The organism is Leucobacter aridicollis (genome assembly GCF_013409595.1).
GTDB lineage: Bacteria > Actinomycetota > Actinomycetes > Actinomycetales > Microbacteriaceae > Leucobacter > Leucobacter aridicollis.
Genome location: NZ_JACCBD010000001.1, coordinates 2,122,197 through 2,137,106 on the forward strand (window position 1 = coordinate 2,122,197; position 14,910 = coordinate 2,137,106).

Below are 14,910 nucleotides of genomic sequence, written 5' to 3' on the forward strand. Positions count from 1 at the left end.
CAGCCGGGCAGCGCCGACGCACCGTGGCGCGTGCCAGATCATCTCACCGGAGGCTTCGTGACCGACTCAGCACAGCAGTTTACTCCTGCATTCCGCGGCTATAAGCGCGAGGAGGTCGACGAGCGCGTCCGTGCCCTCAGCGGCCACATCGGCACGCTCCAGTCGCACCTTGAGTCGCTGCAGGCCGCGCACCAGCAGTCGGTCCGCTCCGAACAGGAGCAGCGCCAGCTCATCGCGGATCTTCAGAGCCAGGTCGCCGAGCTCGGCGCCTCGGGCTACTCCGGGCTCGGCCTGCGGGTCGAGAAAAGCCTGCAGTACGCCGAGCAGCACGCGCAGGGCCTCATGGCGCAGGCAGACCTCGATGCTGACAAGCTGCGCAAGTCGAGCGAAGCCGAGAGCGCCCGCGTGCTCTCGCAAGCGCAGGCCCGTGCCGACGAGCTGCTGAGCTCGGCGAACGAGCAGGCAGAGATCATGATCCAGAGCGCGCGCACCGACGCAGCGCGCCAGGGCCACGACCTGAACGCTGAGCGCGAACGACTCATCACGGAGGCACGCACGTCGGCGGAGCAGACGCTGACAAACGCGAAGCTCCAGGTCGAGGCGCTGCTCGAAAGCTCCGACCGCGACGCCCGCGCCAGGGTCGCGCAGGCCGAGGCCGAGGCGACACGGCTCCTCACCGAGGCTCGGGAAGCTGCAGCCACGCTGCGCGCCGAGACCGAGACCGCCGCGACGAGTTTCGCACGCCAGAAAGAGGAGTACGAGCGCGAGGCGGAGGCGGAGCGCGCGCGGCTCGAACACGAGACGACGCGCAACCGCACCGAGTTCGAGGCGAAGCGCCAGGCCGACGAGGCTGCGCTCGAGGCGAACTACACCGAGCTTGAGCGCAAGCTCACGAGCGAGATCGACGCCCAGCGGCGAGCCCACGCGACCGAAATCGAGACGCTGCGCGAGCGCATCGCGCAGGAGCGCGCCGCGCACGACACCGAGCTGCGCGAGGAACGCGAACAGCACGAGCGCGCCATCGCTGGGGAGCGCGCGCAGCACGACGCCCGCATCGCCCAGGAGCGCGAGGAGCTCTCCCAGCGCGTCGCGCGTGAGCTCGAAGAGCAGCACGCCGAGATCGCGACGCTCGCCTCACAGGCCGAGCGGGAGCGCGAGCGGGCCGCCGCCCAGTTCGCGACGGTCCAGGGCCGCGAGCGTGAAACCTTCGACGGGCAGCTCGCTCAGGAGCGCGCCGAGCACGACCAGCAGATCACCGACGAGCGCGCCGCCCACGAGGAGCGAATCGCGCGTGAGCGCGTTGAGCATGACACGCAGCTCGCCCGCGAGCTCGAGCAGCACAACGCCGAGCTCGGCGCCGAGCGCAGCGCTCACGACGAGCGCATCGCCGCCGAGGCTCAGGCTCACGAGACCCGCATCGCTGATGAGAGCGCAGCGCACCAGGATCGCATCACCGCCGAGAGCACGGAGCACGCCGAGCGGCTCGCGTCCGAGCGGTTCGAGCACGACACCCGCATCGCCGAGGAGCAGGAGACGCACGCCGCTCAGCTCGCCGGGGAACGCGAGGCGCACGACACGCAGCTCGCCGCCGAGCGCGAGACCCACGACACGACGCTTGCCGCCGAGCGCGAGGCACACGACGCGACCCTCGCCACCGAGCGCGAGGCACACGACACGCAGCTCGCGACCGAGCGCGAGGCACAGCGTGGCGCGCTCGAGCAGGAGCTCGCCCAGCACACCGCCCAGATCGCCGAGGAACGCGAAACCCACGACGCGCGTATTCGTGCGGAACGTGCGGCGCACGAGGAGCGGATCCAGAACGAGCTCGGATCCCATCAGGATCGCCTGATCGCCGAGTGGGAGCAGCACCGCGCGCGCGTCGATGCCGAGTCGCTCGAGCAGCAGGAACTCCTCGCGGCAGCACGAGCCGCCCACGACGACGAGCTTGCCGCGCTGCGCGCAGCCCAAGAGCTCGCACTTTCGGATGAGCGCGCAGCGCACGACGCGACGCTCGCCGACGAGGTTACCGTGCAGCAGGAGCGCCTCCGTGCGCAGCTCGCCGCACACGACCAGCGGATCGCAGACGAGACGGCCGCGTTCGAGACGAAGCTGCAGATCAACCGCGACGACTCCGCCGAGAAGCTCGCAATCGAGCGCGAGTCGCTCGGCATGCGCATCGACCGGGAGCGCCAGGCCCTCGACGCCGAGCTGCTCGCGGCCCGCGAAGAGCAGGCACGCCAGCTTGCGACCGCCGCCGAACAGCACGCTGTCGATCTGCAGACCGAGCGCGAGGCTGCCGAAGCGGCAATCGCCCGCGAGGTCGCCGCGGAACGCGCGGCAGTCGCCGAAGAGACCGCACTGCTCCGCGCAGACACGATCGCCGAACTCGCCGAGCTGCGGGCCGCGGAGACTGCGAGCCTCGCGAAGCTTCGCTCCGAGACGGACGACGAGGTGCGCGCCAAGCGTGAGGCGCTCGAAGCTGAGACGCTCGAGACGACCACACTACTCGCGAACCAGCGCGAGATCACCGAGACCGAGCTGTCGACCAGGCAGCGCGAGGCCGCCGAGACGACCCGCCAGCAGCTCGACGCTGCACGGTCGGAGCTCTCCGCGCTGCAGTCCCAGCTCACCGACGCCCGCGAAGAGCACCAGCGGCTCGTCAGCCAGGCGCAGCAGGAAGCCGCGCAGATTCGCGCCGACGCCGAGAGCAAGGCCGGTCAGATCGTGGTCGAGGCCGAGCAGCGCGCCCAGACCACCTGGGTTGAGGCGGAGAACCGGGCGACGAAGGTGCTCGCCGCAGCCGAGGATCGCATGACCCAGCTCAAGGTCGAACGCGGCGCCGTCGCGCGCTACTTCGAGAGCCTCGGCGAGGTGCTTGGTAACGCGCAGAAGATGAACACCGTCGCCGAGAACTTCGTGGAGCGCCCGGTCACCTCGGCCGACTCCGGCGACCAGGGACAGCAGCCGAGCGCAAACTAGCGCGAGCCGCAACAGGTGAGCCCGCTCGGGTGCACCTGTTGTGCGCTGGGGCTGTTGCGGCTTGGCCTGGGCCTGCTCCCTGGGTTGCCCCTGGGTTGGATTTGGCCTGCCCTCTAATTGCCCCGACTTGCCCTTGGGCTGCCCCTGGATTACCCCGGCTTGCCCTCGGCTGTCCGGTCTCCCCGACCGTATGGGATCGGCACATGCACTGCCACGGACACTGCGGTGGCGGCATTGATACTGCAGAATGCATTCGGACTGACTGGGGGCTTGGCGCAGCGCCGGGGGCCGACACACCAATCTCTCACTGCCCTCCCACCTCGGAGCTGAGCCCTCGCCCGCAGCACCTGGCATCCGCAGACCCAATGACGTGAACACTGCAATTCAGACATTGATACTGCAGATCGCATTGGGTCTGAAGGGGTATTTCGGCGCGAGGTTGGAAAGGCGCATGGAGCCCAAGCCCAAGCACGAGCACAAGCACCAGCACCAGCACCAGCACCAGCACCAGCACCAGCACCAGCACCAGCACCAGCACCAGCACCAGCACCAGCACCAGCACCAGCACACCGTATGGGATCGGCAGCAGATCTGGCGGAACCTTAGGTCTGCGGCATTGCTACCGCAGATCCCAAGGTGACCGGCTGATGGAGGCTAGGCCCCGCGAGCGTGCCGCACGTCTCCACCGATGACGGTGAGCGTGCACGATCCTTCGCCGCGGGTCACGAGGGCGGTCCGCGGGTCCTCCCCCTCGGCAACCTTCACGTCGAAGACCGCGAGGTCTGCCCGCATGCCCTCCCGGAGCGCGCCGATGTCAGTGCGGTCGAGCACAGCTGCGCCGCCGACGGTCGCTGCGTAGAGGACACGCTCGTGCAGGTCAGCGTCCGCGTACCCCTGCGAGGTCGCGAGTTCGGCGAGCGCCGCGACATCCGCGAGCAGGTCGAGTGAGGGCGACGACGACAGCGAGTCGGTCCCCACCGCAATCTCGTGCCCCTCGCGAAGGTAGTCGGCGACCGGCGCAGCCGCGAGGCCGATCACCCGGTTCGAGCGCGGGCAGAGCGCGACTCGCGTGCCTGAGTCGCGGAGCAGGTCACGATCCGCCCGGTCGAGGTAGATCCCGTGTGCGAGGTGCGAGTCGGCGCCGAGCAGGTCGATGCTCGCCGCGTACCTCGCGGTCGACAGTCCTGTGCCACCGTTGCGGATCAGCGCGAACTCATCGCGCATGTCGCCATAGATCTCGAGCACATCGCGGTTGCCGAAATCGTAGAGGCTCGCCTCGACCTCGGACTCCCCCACATGCGAGTGGATGCGCATGCCGCGCGAACGCGCGAGCGCGGTGAGCTCCCTGATCACTTCGCCGTCGAGACTGTAAGGCGCGTGCGGCGAGACGCCCACGACGCCAGCGGTCGGCTGATCGAGCCACGCGGTGAACGCCTCGCGGCCGCCCGCGTTCCAGCGGGTCTCAGTCTCGCCGATTGCCTCGAGGTATTCGATGCCCTGGAGCCCGAACTCTGCGAGGACGCCACGCGCTGGCTCGTCGGTGACGATTTCCGCGAAGGCGGTCGTGCCGCTTGCGAGCGCAAGCGCGGCGCCGTCTCGTGCAGCGCGCCCCCACTCGGCCGGATCCTGCACCGCGTCGTAGAACACCTCGAACTCTTCCGACCAGTGCTCGAAGCTCGTGTACGAGCCCCGGCCGAGGTCTGCGAAGCCCGTGTACTGCAGGTGCGTGTGGCCGTTCACGAGCCCCGGGGTGAGCACGCCGGCATGAAGTGCAACCGGCCAGCCGGCGAATTCGCTCGGGAGGCTCTCGAGGCTGCCGACCCAGGCGATCCTGCCCTCGCGAACCGCGACAGCACCGTGGTGAATCGCGGCGCCCGCAATTGGCAGCACCCACTCCGCCGCAACGATCGAGTCGTTTACCGTCGGATTACTTCTCACTACCGCCCCCAAAACCCTGCTTCAGCGCCTTCTGCGCGACTGCGAATACGATCAGGGTCGGAAGCAGTGAGACGAGCGCCGCAGCCGCTTGACCCTGGAGATTGATGTCTTCACGGGTCGTCAGCGTCGTTGCTGCGAGAGTCAGTGTGTAGGAGTCCGTGTTGCTCTGCAGGAGCGTCGACGCGATGAGGAGATCGCCGAAGCTCCAGACGAACGTCAGCGCGAGCACCGCGGACAGCGCCGGCATCGCCATCGGGATTCCGACGTAGAAGAAGGCACGGAACACCCCTGCGCCGTCGAGGGTCGTTGCCTCGATCACCTCGTCCGACAGCGACTGCTGCAGGAACGTATGGACGAAGTAGAAGCCGAACGGCAGCGACGAGACGCCGCTGATCACGCCCGCGACGAACAGGTTGCCCGTCCACCCGGCCTGCGCCGCGATGACGAACACCGGGATGAGCCAGGCGACCATCGGGATCGCGTAGCCGGCTCCCAGCAGGAGCCTGAGCGGGCCGGTCCAGCGCTGGCGCGCGACACGGAAGAAGTAGCCGCCCGCCAGCGAGGTCGACCCGCAGACGATGCAGGCCACGACGCACATGATGAGCGTGTTGATGAGCGCCCGACCGAGGTCCGCTTCCTGCCAGGATTCGACGATGTGGTCCAGCGTGAAGCTCTTCGGCAGCCCGCCAGGCGAGGCGACGTAGTCGCTGCGCTCGCGCACGGCCGTCGAGATCAGGAACACGAACGGGACGATGAACGGCACGGTGATGAGCGCCGCGATCGTCGTGCGGAAGCCTGCTCCGCGATTCACTCGGCTACTCATGCCGCCACCTTATTTCCGCCGCGCGAGCGGTCCCGGCCGAGCAGCCGCATAACGAGCGCGCCGACGCCGGCGCACGCAAGAATCAACAGGACGAGCACGACGGACTGCGCAGCCGCGGTGCCGAAGAACCCGAACCGCATGAACTCCTGGTAGATCGCGAAGTCCATCGTCGCGCTCGAGAGGCCGGGGCCGCCGCGCGTGAGCACGTAGACCCAGGAGAACATGAACAGGAAGATCGAGATCACCTGGAAGATCATCCAGAGCACCACCGCGTTGCGGATGCTCGGAACGGCGATGTGCCAGAACTCTCCCCAGAACCCAACGCCGTCGAGCCGGGCCGCCTCGAAGAGGTGCTTCGGGATCGCGCTGAGCGCAGAAGAGAAGATGAGCACGCCGGTACCGAATCCGGCCCACAGCACGAGCAGAATGATGACCGGCTTCACCATGGTTTCGTCGCTGAGCCAGGGACGCGCGAGCGAGCCGAGACCGACCGTCCGCAGCAGCGCGTTGACCGGGCCGTCGACCGACAGCAGCGCACGGAAGACGAGCGCGACGACCGCCGGCGACATGACCGCGGGCAGGAAGTAGACGGAGCGGAAGAAGCCCGAAGCCTTCACCTTCTCGCGGAGCATGAACGCGACGAGCAGCGGCGCGATCACCCAGAGTGGCAGGCCCAGCAGGTAGAAGAACTGGTTCCCAACGACCTGCCAGAACGCCGGGTCCGAGAACAGCTCGACATAGTTGTCGACCCCGTTGAACTCGGAGACGCCGCCCGGCTGCCAGTTAAAGAACGAGCGGTAGGCGATGTAGAGGAGAGGCGCGAAGAGGATCGCGGCTTCCAGCACAATCACGGGAATCAGCAGCACCAGCGCAGAGCGCCCGCCGCCGAGCCCCGCCTGTACGCGGGAGTGTTTCTTGGAGCGCCCGCGCCCCTTCGGGGCCGTGCTGGCCGTGGCAGTCATTCTCGCCTCTCCCCCCGGTGGCCGTTAGGCGCTCTTGTCGAAGGCGCGGATCGCCTGCTCGAGGAACTCGTCGCGGCTCAGCTTCCCGCTGACCAGCGGCCCGGCGTTGCGCTCGATGACCGCGAGCACCTCGAGCGGGTACGAGGAGAAGCCGGTGTGGTTCTCGTCGTTGACGATGAGCGGCACGAACACCTCTTGCATCGGGGTCTTCGCCTCGGCCGTGACCGCGTTGTTGTTTGGCACGACGTTCGCGACGTCCCAGAGGATCTGCTGCGCCTCGGCGCCGCCCATGAAGTTCACGAACGCGTTCGCGGCCTCGGGCGACTTCGTCCACTTGGTGACGGACCAGCCGGCCTCGGCGCCAGCGTCGATGAGCGACTCGTACTTGGATTCGGGCACCTGCGGGAGGGGCATCACGGTCGTGCTCGGCTGATCGTTGTAGCCGGTCTCGGCGGTCGCGAGGCCACCGGTGGTGAACATCGCCGCGTCGCCCGCGTAGTACTGATTGAACGCGTCGTCGTACATAGCGCGCCCGAGGCCCTCTTCGCCACCGAAGCAGCCGGCCTCGTTCATCTCGAGGATGCGGTCGACCGCCTGCCCGAAGAGCGGGTCGTCCATCTTCAGCTCGCCCTGGGTCCACTTCACGAGCGTCTGCTCATCCATCTGCTGGCTCGTGATCATGTACATAAGGGTTTCCATGAGGATCCCGTCCTGCCAGCCCGTCGCGAACGGCAGGATGCCCTTCGCGTCGAGCGCGGTGCAGGCGCCGAGGAGGCCGTCCCAGGTGGCGATGCTCTGCGGGTCGACGCCGCCCGCGGCGAACAGGTCCTGGTTCACGAGCAGGGCGTAGCCGTACGCGCCGGTCGGGAGGATGTAGAGGTTGCCATCGCTCGAGTAGTTGTCCTCGAGGTAGCGCAGGTCGCCCTCGATTGCGGGATCGATCGCGTCCTGCAGCGGGAAGAGCGAGTTGCGGTAGCTGTACGCCTGCGCGCCGCCGTACATGGTGACGACGTCTGGGCCGCTCTTGGAAACGCCCGAGTTGCGCAGCTGGTCCCAGTACGTGCCGTACGGCATCGTGGTGAGCTCGATTTCGACCTGCGGGTACTGCTCATTGAACGCATCAATGATCTGGTCGTACGCCTTGTCGCCGTTCTCGTAGTTGTCGGGCAGGAACGTCCACACCTTGAGCGAGGTGTCTTCCTTCGGCACCTCCGAGAAGGTGAGGGTGTTTGCGGTGTCCGCGCCCCCGGCCTGGCAGCCGGTGAGCGCAATTGCCGCTGCAGCGAGGGCAGCAGCCCCGCCGAGCACGCGTGAACGAGTCGTTGTCATGAGTGTGGTGTCCTTTGTCTTACCAGGCACGCGCGGCTTCGCGCTGCCGATCTGTGAGGGATTCGAGGCTGCCGCCTGCGGCCTCGAGACGAATACGGGCGACTTCCTGCTCAATGTCTTCGGGCAGGTCGTAGACTCCCGGCTCCCAGTCCTTCGCGCCGGCGGCGAGCCGCTCGACCGCGAGAGCCTGGAGCGAGAGCGAGAGATCCATCACTTCGATGGGGTTTCCCTCGGCGTCGGCACAGTTCAGGCAGTCTCCCTCGGAAATGAGGTTGACAGTCCGGCCGGCGCGCGACGTGTAGGCGGTGACTGCGTGGCGCACGTGGCGCGCATCGCCGAGCCCGTGGAGGTAGTCCATCGGCATCTCGAAGTCGCCGCCGCCTGCGGTGCACAGGAACGCGCCCTCCGGCAGCAGCTCGACGTGCTCGGCGGTGACGGCGTCGGCGAGGCCAGTGCAGCTGAACACGACCTCGGCGGTCGCGGCAGCCTCGCGGAAGGCCGTCACCTCGTAGCCGTCGTGCAGCGCGCGCAGGGCGCGGATCGGGTCGATCTCGGAGACGATCACGCGGGCGCCGAGCGCCGCTGCGTACTTCGCGACCCCCATGCCGACCCAGCCATAGCCGACCACGACGACCCGGCGGCCGGCGAGCTGCAGATTCGTGATGTCGACGAATGCCATGACGCAGGACTGGCCGGTGCCGTAGATGTTGTCGAAGAGGTACTTCGCGGCGGAGTCGTTGACGGCGATGACGGGAAGCTTAAGTTCGCCCTCCTCGTGCATCACGCGGAGGGGGCGGACGCCACTCGTCGTCTCCTCGGCTGCGCCGATCATCTTCGCGACAAGCTCGGGGTACTCGCGGTGCGCGAGTCGGGTCACCGAGGCGCCGTCGTCGATGAGGATGTCGAGGCCGGTCTCGAGGAAGTCGCGCGCGAGCTGCAGCTCCTCTGCCTCGGTCGCCTGGCTGTCAGCGAACACGCTGAATCCCTGCTCGCGCAACGCCTCGACGACCTGCTGGTCGGTCGAGGACGCGTTGCAGTAGACGACGACCTCGGCGCCCGCGTCCCGGAGCGCGAGGGCGAGATTCGCGGTCTTCGGCTCGAGCACGAGGCTCACGCCGACGCGAAGCCCAGCGAGCGTCCCGGCACGCTTCACGCGCTCCGCGATCGCGCGCAGCACCGGCATGCTGCGGGCCGCCCAAATGATGCGCTCTGCGCCAGATCCGGTGGTGTCGATCATGCTGCGCCCCCCTCTTCCATGCGTGCGGTGTGATCGTCGCGCTGGTCGGCGCGGAGCTCGTCGAGGGTGATCCCGTACGAGGCAAGCTTTGCGATGGCGATCGAGTCGTCGAGTGCCTTCGGCAGGATGTGCACGCCAGGCTCGAGTTCCGTCGACGCGAGGTGGTGCACGCCCAGTCCCTGGACGGCGAACGTCAGATCCATCACCTCGACCGGGTGGCCGCTGCCGCCCGCGATGTTCACGAGCGCGCCGCCGGCCAGGACGTGAAGGTCCCGATCCCCGACCGTGTAGCTCGTGATGCCCGGGCGCGACTCGAACACGTTGGAGGCCGCGGCCGCGAGGGCCTCGGTGTCGACCTCGAGGTCGTGGTGCCCGGCGTTGCCGAGTACGACGTCGTGCGCGAGGTACTGGATGTCTGCCTCGCCGATCGCGCGCATGCCGCCGGTCGCGGTGATGATCGCCTCGGCCTGCGGGAAGATCTCCGCGCGGGATCCAACAGTGTGCCCGTCGGTGTGCGCTTCAAGCGCGCGCACCGGATCGACTTCCGCGACAAACGTTCGCGCGCCCATCGCCTTCGCGTACAGCGCGAGGCCCTTGCCAACGTAGCCGTAGCCGACCACGGCGATCCGCGCGCCAGCGATCTGACGGTTCGTGAGGCGCAGCAGAGCCTGCAACGTGGTCTGCCCGGTCGCGTAGCGGTTGTCGAACAGGTGCTTGCAGCGCGCGTCGTTCGCGGTGAGCGCGGGGAACGGCAGGTTGCCGGCAGCCGACATCGCCTGCAGGCGCGCGGTTCCGGTCGTCGTCTCCTCCGAGACGCCCTTGAGCTTCGCGAACACATCTGGCCGGTGCTCCGCGGTACGCATGGTGAGCTCGGCGCCGTCGTCGATGATGTAGTCGGGCTCGCAGTCCGCGGCGGCCTTGAGCTCGAGCTCCCAGCTGTCGTAGTCTCCCCCGGCGTCCGCGACGACTGTCATGCCGCGCTCACGAAGCGCGGCGACGACCGACGCGTCGGTGGTGCGCGGGTTGCTTCCGGCCGCGATGACCTCGGCGCCCGCGTCGGCGAGTACCGTCGCGAGGAATGCGGTCTTCGCCTCGAGATGCACGACAACGGCGACGCGCTTGCCGCGCAACGAACCGTCGTTCACCGCTTCCCGCACGTACCCGTCGAGGACCGGCGAGTGCGTGCGCACCCACTCGATTCGGGCGGCGCCGTCGCGCGCGAGCGCAGCGGTCCTGTCCTCTGCGTCAGCTGTCTGATTCGCCTCTTGCGCCATACGTCCCCCAACCCTCCGGCCATCCGAAGATCGTCAACGAAAAGTATCTTAGCGCTTAGATCGTTGTCGTCAAAGGCAAGTGACGTCGCGTGACGTGTGCTACACGCCGCCGAGAGTCGACGGGGCGGAGCGAGGATCCACGGCCGGCCCGCGCCGAAACTAGCTGGCCGCGGCCTCCGGGATCGGGCAGCCGCACGTCTCCCCGACGACGAGCTCGCCCGCAAACACGAGGTGCGCGCCCTGCGGCCCCGGCGCGTCGCCGCCGGCCTGGGACGCCGTGCCGATCTCTTCCAGCATGTCAAAAGCCCGCTCGGCGAGCCGCTCCATCGGCACCCTGACCGTCGTGAGTCGCACCCTGCCGAGCAGCGCCTCGCGGATCCCGTCGAACCCGACAAGGGCGAGATCCTCAGGGATCCGCGCGCCCACCGCCGCGGCCGCCCGCAGCACGGCGAGCGCCTGCTCGTCGGTCGTCGCAAAGATCGCCTCGGGCCAGTCACCGCCCTCGAGGATCTCGCGCACGTCTGCTTCGACCTGCACCCTGTCGAACGAGCTGCGGTAGACGCGGCCCTCGGTCGGCAAGCCAGCCTCGGTCATGGCCTGTTCCCAGCCCTGCACGCGGAGGCTCGCCGGGTCCCCGGCGTGGGTGCCAGCAAGGCACAGGATGTCGGTGAATCCGTGGCCGATGAGGTGCTCGACCGCGAGCTTCGCGCCGGCGTGATCGTCGAATCGCACGCTCGGGGCCGTCACACCCTCAGGCACTGAGTGGATGAAGACGAACGGCACGTCGGCGGGAATCTCGTCGCCCTGCGCGACGCTCATCGTGAAGATGCCGCGCGCCCGCAGATCGGAGAAGCCCGAGATGTAGTGGGCGGAGATCTCGCCGTCGTACCCCGTGTTTCCGAGCATCGTCAGGAAGCCACGCTTCCGCCCCTCCGCCTCGAAGCAGCGTGAGAGTTCGCCGAAGAAGCCGTTCGCGGTGTCGGGCACGATCAACCCGACGAGGTTCGAGCGCCCGGCGCTCAACGCCCCCGCGATCGGGTTGCGCCGGTACCCCAGCTCCTCGATCGCCTTCTCAACGCGCTCGCGCGTCGCCGGCGCCACAGCCCGCGGCCCGTTGTTCACGACGTAGCTGACGACCGCGGTCGAGGTGCCCGCCTTCGCTGCTACGTCGGCGAGCGTCGGGCGGCGTGAAGAGGAACCCATGGTCACTCATTGTAGGGGTGCCTGCCGCCGCCACGCCCGCCTGCCCGGACACGCGGGCGACGACGCGAATCCCCGGCAAGGCCTGGCAAGATTGTAGGCATGACACTTACCGCTGCAGCAGATGGTTCGGCACTCGGCAACCCAGGACCCGCAGGCTGGGCATGGGTGATCGACGAGGATCGCTGGCGGGCCGGCGGCTGGCCGCGCGCGACGAACAACCAGGGCGAGCTCATGGCGGTGCTTGACCTGCTGCACGCGACGGCGGAGGTGACCGAGCCGCTGCTGGTGCAGTGCGACAGCCAGTACGTCATCAACTCGGTGACGCAGTGGATGCCGGGGTGGAAGCGTCGCGGGTGGCGCAAGGCCGACGGTAAGCCAGTGCTCAATCGCGAGCTCCTCGAGGCGCTCGACGCGGCGCTCGTCGGGCGCGACGTGAAGTTCGAGTGGGTGAAGGGGCACGCCGGGCACCCGCTGAACGAAGCCGCGGACGACCGGGCGCGCTGGGCCGCGGAGGCGTACCAGCGCGGCGTCGAGCCGGATCGCGGACCCGGGTTCACGGGTGCCGGCCCCACCCCCGAAGTGCAGGTGCAGAGCGCCGCGGCGAAGCAGGCGCCCCCGACGCTCTTCTAGCCGCCGTGGGCAGGAGGTACCTTCGGGTACCTTTGCCCTGCGCGGCTAGCGCCCGCGCCAGCAGTGCGCGTGGATGTGACGCCTGTCGCGTACGGCGACCTCGTCGCCAAACAGGTGATCGGCAGGCCACGCGACGACGTGCGCCTGCCCAACGGGTACGTCAGTGCCGCATTCCGGGCAACGATACGCCTTCTCGGCGCGGTGCGCGGGGATATCGCGCACGAACCATTCACGTCCGCCAACGAACTCTTTGCGGGCGCCGCCGTACGCGAGCCTGGTCACGTCGCGCTGTGGCGACTGGGCGGCTCGCTGATACTTATTCGGTCCGCGACTGCGCGCCACCGGTTACCACCAGTGGTTGGCTGTCCAGAACTCGTACGCGCCAGCCCAGCTTCCGTACCGATCGGTTGCGTAGCCGTTCGCCCAGCGGAGGTTATCGACGGGGTTGTAGCCGCTGCCGGGAACCTTGCTGCACGGCAGCGCCTGGATCAGACCGCACGCTCCCGATGACGGGTTCGTCGCGTTCGGGTTCCAGCCGCTCTCCTTCTGCGCGATGAAGTCCACGTAGCTCCAGTCGCTTTCCGCGATACCGGCCGCGGCCATCCACTCGGCCGGCGACCCGCCGCCCTCGAAGCGCGGAAGTGCTGCCGGGGCCTGCACCGCGTCCTGCGCGGTATCGGTTCCGGTGTCAGTCTTTTCTGGCTCCGGCTTGGGTTCGGGCTTCGGGTCCGGCAGCTTCTCGATCGGCACCTCGGGCAGGACGAAATCGTCAGCCGGGTTATCGTTCGGCACGAACTCCTGGTACAGCCGCTCGTTCAGGGCGGCCGGAATAACCTCGGCGTTCGCGTCAGTCAGAGTCATCGGCGCAACAGCGGCGCCGCCGAGGAGTACAGCGACGGCAGCGACCGCAAGCGGCGCTCGCATGCGCATCCAGGGACGGGTGGGGCGTGTTGTCTGAGTACTCACAATGTAACGATCTTATATCAGGGCTGCTGGGAAGCCAAGGACGAACAAATCGGGGGGGTCAGCGCGTGGACAGAATGATGTCGACGAGCGAGTCAAGTAGCGCATCGACCTGCGCCTCGTCGTAGCCGCGCCACTCGGGGTGGAAGACGACCTCGCGCACCTCGCCGGGCGTCACCGAGATCTCACGGTTTGCAAACATCGCACCGATGCGGTCGAGGAAGGCGTCGACCTGTGAGCGCCGGTACCCGAGCGCGAAGATCCCGCGCCGACGGAACCGCTTTCCGCGCGGGCGACCGATCCGGCCCCGGACGTCGGATAGCAGGCTCCGCGCCTCGCGCCACCACTCATCCTCGCCCTGTTCGCGAACGACGGCCCGCCGCTCACGCTCGAAGAAGACGTCCTCAAGGCGATCCAACGCGGCATCGACGTGCCGGGGCGAGTATCCCTTACGCTGCATCTTGAACGCGAGACTGCGCACGTCATCTGCGGTGAGGCTCGGAGCCCCGCCCTCCTCGTAGGCTGAACGCGCGCGGTCGAGGAACTCATCGACCTGCTGCGGCTTGTAGCCGCGCTCGCGCCCCGAGGTCAGCGGGAACGGGCTTTCATTCTCTGCACCGTGACTCACGACAGTACTCCCAACGCCAGTGCAAGGCCGTAGGCAACAACAGTGGACGGCAGCAACGAATCGAGCCGGTCGAGCAGTCCGCCGTGGCCCGGGATCCAGTTACTCATGTCTTTCACATTCAGATCGCGCTTGATGAGCGACTCGGTGAGGTCTCCCCCGGTCGCCGTCAGCAGTACCAGCGCGCCGAAGATGAGCCCCACCCACCAGGGCTGGTCGAGCGCGGCCACGGTGATCCCGACGCCGGCGACCATTGCGGCGACGGCCGCCCCGGCGAACCCCTCCCAGGTCTTGTTCGGGCTGATGCGCGGCGTCATCTTGTGCTTGCCAAGCGTGACACCCGCAGCGTATGCACCGATGTCGACGGACACCGCGACGAGCACGAGGGCGAACACCCACCACTGCCCGTTCGGGACGGCCAGGAGGAGCACCGCGAAGCTTCCGAGGAAGGGCACGTAGACGAGTGTGAACAGGCCCGAGAAGATGTCACGAATGAGCGTCTTCGGTTCGACGGGGGTGCGAGCGGCGAGGCCCTCAACGACCCGCCAGATGGTGAGGAGAGCGGAGGCGGCGAACAGGCTCAGCAGGAGCCCCTCGGCTCCATAGAAGTACGCTGCCGCGACCATGCTCAGGCCGCTCACGACCACGCCGATGCGCGGGACGCGGCGACCGGCTACCCGAAACGCCGTCGCCAGCTCGACGACAGCGACGCCGACGAGCAGTGCGATGAACCAGACGAACAGGATGCCGTCGAAGAACAGCAGGCTGCCGAGGAACACCCCGGCGAGCAAGAGGCCGACGCCGATGGCGAGGAAGAGATTCCTGCCGGCCTTCTTCTCAATCCTCGCGTTCGTCGCCTCGAGCTGGGCCCGAGTTGCCTCGAGCTGGGCGCGAGTCGAATCGAGATGTGCTCGAATCTCCTCGCGCCGCCCTCCCCCTGACATACA

Annotated in this window: 14 protein-coding genes; 2 read left to right on the forward strand and 12 right to left on the reverse strand. The window is 68.1% G+C overall.

Annotation, left to right across the window (positions count from 1 at the left end):
* Nucleotides 1-57 precede the first annotated feature (57 nt).
* The gene (locus BJ960_RS09870) at nt 58-2,979 is read left to right on the forward strand and encodes a hypothetical protein (RefSeq protein WP_185987170.1); all 2,922 of its coding nucleotides are present in this window, start codon (nt 58-60) and stop codon (nt 2,977-2,979) included.
* Between the two features lie 304 nt (nt 2,980-3,283).
* Here the strand turns inward: BJ960_RS09870 and BJ960_RS09875 are convergent, their stop codons facing one another.
* From BJ960_RS09875 to BJ960_RS09910, 8 genes are all read right to left on the reverse strand, one after another.
* A complete protein-coding gene (locus BJ960_RS09875; protein WP_185987171.1) occupies nt 3,284-3,541 on the reverse strand; it encodes a hypothetical protein in 258 nt (85 codons plus the stop codon).
* Between the two features lie 92 nt (nt 3,542-3,633).
* Nucleotides 3,634-4,917 carry an amidohydrolase family protein gene (locus BJ960_RS09880; RefSeq protein WP_307814614.1) on the reverse strand — a complete coding sequence of 428 codons (1,284 nt, stop codon included), beginning with the start codon at nt 4,915-4,917 and terminating at the stop codon, nt 3,634-3,636.
* Nucleotides 4,907-5,740, reverse strand: a complete 834-nt coding sequence (locus BJ960_RS09885; RefSeq protein WP_121072679.1) for a carbohydrate ABC transporter permease — start codon at nt 5,738-5,740, stop codon at nt 4,907-4,909. The genes BJ960_RS09880 and BJ960_RS09885 overlap by 11 nt, the downstream gene beginning before the upstream one ends.
* Nucleotides 5,737-6,702 (reverse strand): carbohydrate ABC transporter permease, encoded by a 966-nt coding sequence (locus tag BJ960_RS09890; protein WP_121072681.1) that lies wholly within the window; start codon nt 6,700-6,702, stop codon nt 5,737-5,739. Before BJ960_RS09890 ends, BJ960_RS09885 begins: the two co-directional genes overlap by 4 nt.
* A gap of 24 nt (nt 6,703-6,726) precedes the next feature.
* Nucleotides 6,727-8,031, reverse strand: a complete 1,305-nt coding sequence (locus BJ960_RS09895) for an ABC transporter substrate-binding protein (protein ID WP_185987172.1) — start codon at nt 8,029-8,031, stop codon at nt 6,727-6,729.
* A gap of 19 nt (nt 8,032-8,050) precedes the next feature.
* Nucleotides 8,051-9,268, reverse strand: a complete 1,218-nt coding sequence (locus tag BJ960_RS09900) for an adenosylhomocysteinase (RefSeq protein WP_185987173.1) — start codon at nt 9,266-9,268, stop codon at nt 8,051-8,053.
* Nucleotides 9,265-10,542, reverse strand: coding sequence for an adenosylhomocysteinase (locus tag BJ960_RS09905; RefSeq protein ID WP_185987174.1), 1,278 nt, complete (start codon nt 10,540-10,542; stop codon nt 9,265-9,267). Before BJ960_RS09905 ends, BJ960_RS09900 begins: the two co-directional genes overlap by 4 nt.
* A 159-nt stretch (nt 10,543-10,701) precedes the next feature.
* Nucleotides 10,702-11,745, reverse strand: coding sequence for a LacI family DNA-binding transcriptional regulator (locus BJ960_RS09910; protein WP_185987175.1), 1,044 nt, complete (start codon nt 11,743-11,745; stop codon nt 10,702-10,704).
* A 99-nt stretch (nt 11,746-11,844) separates the two neighbouring features.
* Here BJ960_RS09910 and BJ960_RS09915 point away from each other — a divergent pair, with 99 nt between their 5' ends.
* Entirely contained in the window at nt 11,845-12,375 is a 531-nt protein-coding gene (locus BJ960_RS09915; RefSeq protein ID WP_185987176.1) for a ribonuclease H family protein, read from the forward strand.
* A gap of 45 nt (nt 12,376-12,420) precedes the next feature.
* On the opposite strand, the gene BJ960_RS09920 is transcribed toward BJ960_RS09915, so the two are convergent.
* From BJ960_RS09920 to BJ960_RS09935, 4 genes are all read right to left on the reverse strand, one after another.
* Nucleotides 12,421-12,657, reverse strand: coding sequence for a hypothetical protein (locus tag BJ960_RS09920; RefSeq protein WP_220663278.1), 237 nt, complete (start codon nt 12,655-12,657; stop codon nt 12,421-12,423).
* Nucleotides 12,658-12,720: 63 nt separating this feature from the next.
* Nucleotides 12,721-13,341: an aggregation-promoting factor C-terminal-like domain-containing protein gene (locus BJ960_RS09925; RefSeq protein ID WP_307814613.1), complete on the reverse strand. Its 621-nt coding sequence runs from the start codon at nt 13,339-13,341 to the stop codon at nt 12,721-12,723.
* Between the two features lie 58 nt (nt 13,342-13,399).
* Nucleotides 13,400-13,966, reverse strand: a complete 567-nt coding sequence (locus tag BJ960_RS09930) for a DivIVA domain-containing protein (RefSeq protein WP_121072696.1) — start codon at nt 13,964-13,966, stop codon at nt 13,400-13,402.
* A complete protein-coding gene (locus BJ960_RS09935) occupies nt 13,963-14,907 on the reverse strand; it encodes a phosphatidate cytidylyltransferase (RefSeq protein WP_121072698.1) in 945 nt (314 codons plus the stop codon). Before BJ960_RS09935 ends, BJ960_RS09930 begins: the two co-directional genes overlap by 4 nt.
* Between the last annotated feature and the right edge of the window lie 3 nt (nt 14,908-14,910).